Genomic DNA, 3,225 nt, shown 5'->3' with positions numbered 1-3,225 from the left:
GTCCGGGGCCCGGCCCCGACCGGTTCAGGGGTGCGCCGGGATCAGCGCAGTCCGGCGAAGAGGTCGTTCTCGGGCAGCGGCGCGCCGGTGCCGTCCTGGACCCGGACGAAGGTCTCCATTCCCAGCAGTTCGGTGAACCTCTCCTTGCCCATCTTCAGGAAGAGGATGTTCTCGCCCTGGCTGGCGTGGGCGGCCAGCGCGTCGAACTTCCGGCCGCCGAACTCGGCGGTGTCCACCCAGGTGGTGATCTCCTCGTCGGGGAGCCCGATCCGAGCCATCGCGGCCGCCTCCTCCGGCGACGGCTCCGCCCAGTCCGGGTCGAACTCGCGCATGGCCTCGCCGAACCGCTGCATCATCGAGCGCGGCGCCGTCGTCCAGTACACCTTCGGCGTCAAGCCGGTCATCGCCAGCGCCGCCGTGGTGATCCGGTTCGCCTGGATGTGGTCGGGGTGGCCGTAGAACCCGTTCTCGTCGTAGGTGACGACCACGTCCGGCCGGTAGTGCAGCATCAGTTCGGCGAGCCGGGCCGCGCTCTCCTCCACCGGCGTCCGCCAGAACGAGCCGGGTGCGTCATTGGCGGGCCAGCCCATCATGCCGGAGTCCGCGTAGTCCAGCAGCTCCAGGTGACCGATCCCCAGGACCTCGCAGCTCTTGCCGAGTTCCCGGCGGCGCATCGCCACGACGGCCGCGGGATCGTGCCCCGGCTCACCCGGTTTGACGCCCCCCGGGCCGTCGCCGCAGCCGCCGTCGGTACAGGTGACGAGGACCGTGCGGATGCCCTCGGACGCGTACCGGGCGAGGACACCGCCCGTCCCGGTGGCCTCGTCGTCGGGGTGTGCGTGGACCGCCATCAGCGTCAGGGGCCGGTCAGTCATGGAAACCATCCTCCGGTGTGAAAAGTGCTGGGACCGAGTCTGCGGCACGTCGGCGGGTGCTCGCGCGCAATATCGGGTGACCTGCTGGAACGGCCCCGGCCCGCGACGGTCTCCCGTCCCGGTGCCGGTGGGGCCGGTCCCGTGGTGCCATGTGGCGCCAATGGCGCGCCATGGTCCGTCTCCGGGGGGCGGACGGGGAGTCGCCGGGTGGGCGGAGTAGACCGCCTGGCAGGGTTTCGGGGGCCTGGTCCGGGCGTTTCCGCTGGTCAAGTTCCCTTCCCGGAGCCGTCGGCGGGCGGTTCATCCAAAAGACCTTGCGGGTGGCGCCATGATGGTGCCATCATGACGTCATGGACCTCGCCCCGTCCGTCGGGCGTGCCGGGGGCTGACCCCGGACGCACCGACCGCACCGTTACCGCCCCTTCCGTACCGCCACCACCGCTCGGCCCACGAAGGCCCGGCCCCCAACTGCTCGGCCCTCGACTGCTCGGTCCCCGACCGCTCCGCCTCCGAACGGGAGAACCCGGATGCCCTCCTCCGTCATGCCCGCACCCAGAAGTCCCGACGGTCCGCATCGGCCCGCCGCCGTCACCGCCGTGGACCTCCGAAAGTCCTACGGCGACAAGACCGTTCTGGACGGTGTCGACCTGCGGATCCCGGCCGGGTCCGTGTTCGCGCTGCTCGGGCCGAACGGCGCCGGCAAGACCACCGTGGTGAAGATCCTCTCCACCCTGATCAGGCCCGACGGCGGCCAGGCCCAGGTGGCCGGGCACGACCTCGCCACCGACCCGGACGGCGTGCGCGCCGCGATCGGCGTCACCGGCCAGTTCTCCGCGGTGGACGGCCTGATCACCGGCGAGGAGAACATGCGCCTGATGGCGGACCTGAACCACCTCTCCCGGCGGGAGGGCCGGCGGGTCACCGGCGAACTGCTGGCGCGGTTCGACCTCGTGGAGGCCGCGAGGAAGCCCGCCGCCACCTACTCGGGCGGGATGAGGCGCCGGCTCGACATCGCCATGACGCTGGTCGGCGAGCCGCGGATCATCTTCCTCGACGAGCCGACCACCGGCCTCGACCCGCGCTCCCGCCACAACATGTGGCAGATCATCCGTGGGCTGGTCGCCGACGGCGTGACCGTGCTGCTCACCACCCAGTACCTGGAGGAGGCCGACCAGCTCGCCGACCGCATCGCGGTGCTCCACGGCGGCCGGATCGCGGCCGAGGGAACGGCCGAGGAGCTGAAGCGGCTGATCCCCGGCGGCTACGTCCGGTTGCGCTTCGCCGATCCGTCGGCCTACCGGTCGGCGGCCTCCGCCCTGTCCGACGCCGTCCGCGACGACGAGGCCCTCTCCCTGCGGATCCCCAACGACGGCAGCCAGCGGGACCTGCGCACCGTTCTCGACCGGCTGGACGCCGCCGGCGTCGAGGCCGGCGGGCTCACCGTGCACACGCCCGACCTCGACGACGTGTTCTTCGCCCTCACCGGCGGTCCGACCCCGCCCAACCGGCCCGAGGAGGCCGTCCGATGAGCTCCTTCTCCCTCGCCCTGCGCGACTCGTCCACGATGCTGCGGCGCAACCTGCTGCACGCCCGCCGCTACCCGTCCCTGACGCTGAACCTGCTGCTGACACCGGTCGTCCTGCTGCTGCTCTTCGTCTACGTCTTCGGCGACGTGATGAGCGCGGGCCTCGGCGGCGGCCACGCCGACCGCTCGGCGTACATCGCCTACCTCGTCCCGGGTCTGCTGCTGATGACCATCGGGGGCACCACGGTCGGCGCCGCCGTGTCGGTGTCCAACGACATGACCGAGGGCATCATCGACCGCTTCCGCACGATGGCGATCCACCGCGGGTCCGTGCTGGTCGGACACGTCGTCGGCAGTGTGCTGCAGGCGGTCGCGAGCGCGGTCGTGGTCGGCGCGGTCGGCGTGGCCATCGGCTTCCGGTCCACGGACGCCACCGTCCTGGAGTGGCTGGCCGCGTTCGGCCTGCTCACCCTGTTCGCGCTGGCGCTCACCTGGATCGCGGTCGGTATGGGCATGGTGAGTCCGAGCGCGGAGGCGGCCAGCAACAACGCGCTGCCGATGATCTTCCTGCCGCTCATATCCAGCGCCTTCGTCCCGGTAGAGGCGATGCCGGGGTGGTTCCAGCCGATCGCCGAGTACCAGCCGTTCACTCCGGCCATCGAGACCCTGCGGGGTCTGCTGCTCGGCACCGGGATCGGTCACAACGGATGGCTCGCCGTCGCCTGGTGCCTGGCCCTGGCGGCGCTCGGCTACCGCTGGTCGAAGGCGGTGTTCGAGCGCGCCCCGAAGTGAGCGCCCCCGGGTGGGTCCGTCGGCCGGCCGACC

Annotated in this window: 3 protein-coding genes; 2 read left to right on the top strand and 1 reads right to left on the bottom strand. The window is 71.8% G+C overall.

Annotated features, from left to right (window positions below; all coding sequences use genetic code 11):
- Positions 1-41: 41 nt before the first annotated feature.
- Entirely contained in the window at positions 42-875 is an 834-nt protein-coding gene (locus ACFCX4_RS35520; protein ID WP_376151488.1) for a PIG-L family deacetylase, read from the bottom strand.
- 527 nt (positions 876-1,402) lie between these two features.
- Between ACFCX4_RS35520 and ACFCX4_RS35515 the strand changes: the two genes are divergently transcribed.
- On the top strand, positions 1,403-2,404 hold the full coding sequence (locus tag ACFCX4_RS35515; protein ID WP_376151486.1) for an ATP-binding cassette domain-containing protein: 1,002 nt from the start codon (positions 1,403-1,405) through the stop codon (positions 2,402-2,404).
- Entirely contained in the window at positions 2,401-3,192 is a 792-nt protein-coding gene (locus ACFCX4_RS35510) for an ABC transporter permease (RefSeq protein ID WP_376151484.1), read from the top strand. Before ACFCX4_RS35515 ends, ACFCX4_RS35510 begins: the two co-directional genes overlap by 4 nt.
- The last annotated feature ends 33 nt before the right edge of the window (positions 3,193-3,225 follow it).

Origin of the sequence: Kitasatospora sp. NPDC056327, assembly GCF_042261735.1 — a bacterium.
Lineage (GTDB): Bacteria > Actinomycetota > Actinomycetes > Streptomycetales > Streptomycetaceae > Kitasatospora.
Note: the sequence above shows the minus strand (reverse complement) of the source record. Positions and strands in the feature narration are given on the sequence as shown.

Excerpts from the sequence above, each read along its gene's own strand:
- ACFCX4_RS35515 (WP_376151486.1), top strand. The coding sequence starts at position 1,403 with ATGCCCTCCTCCGTCATGCCCGCACCCAGAAGTCCCGACGGTCCGCAT.
- ACFCX4_RS35510 (WP_376151484.1), top strand. The coding sequence starts at position 2,401 with ATGAGCTCCTTCTCCCTCGCCCTGCGCGACTCGTCCACGATGCTGCGG.
- ACFCX4_RS35520 (WP_376151488.1), bottom strand. The coding sequence starts at position 875 with ATGACTGACCGGCCCCTGACGCTGATGGCGGTCCACGCACACCCCGAC.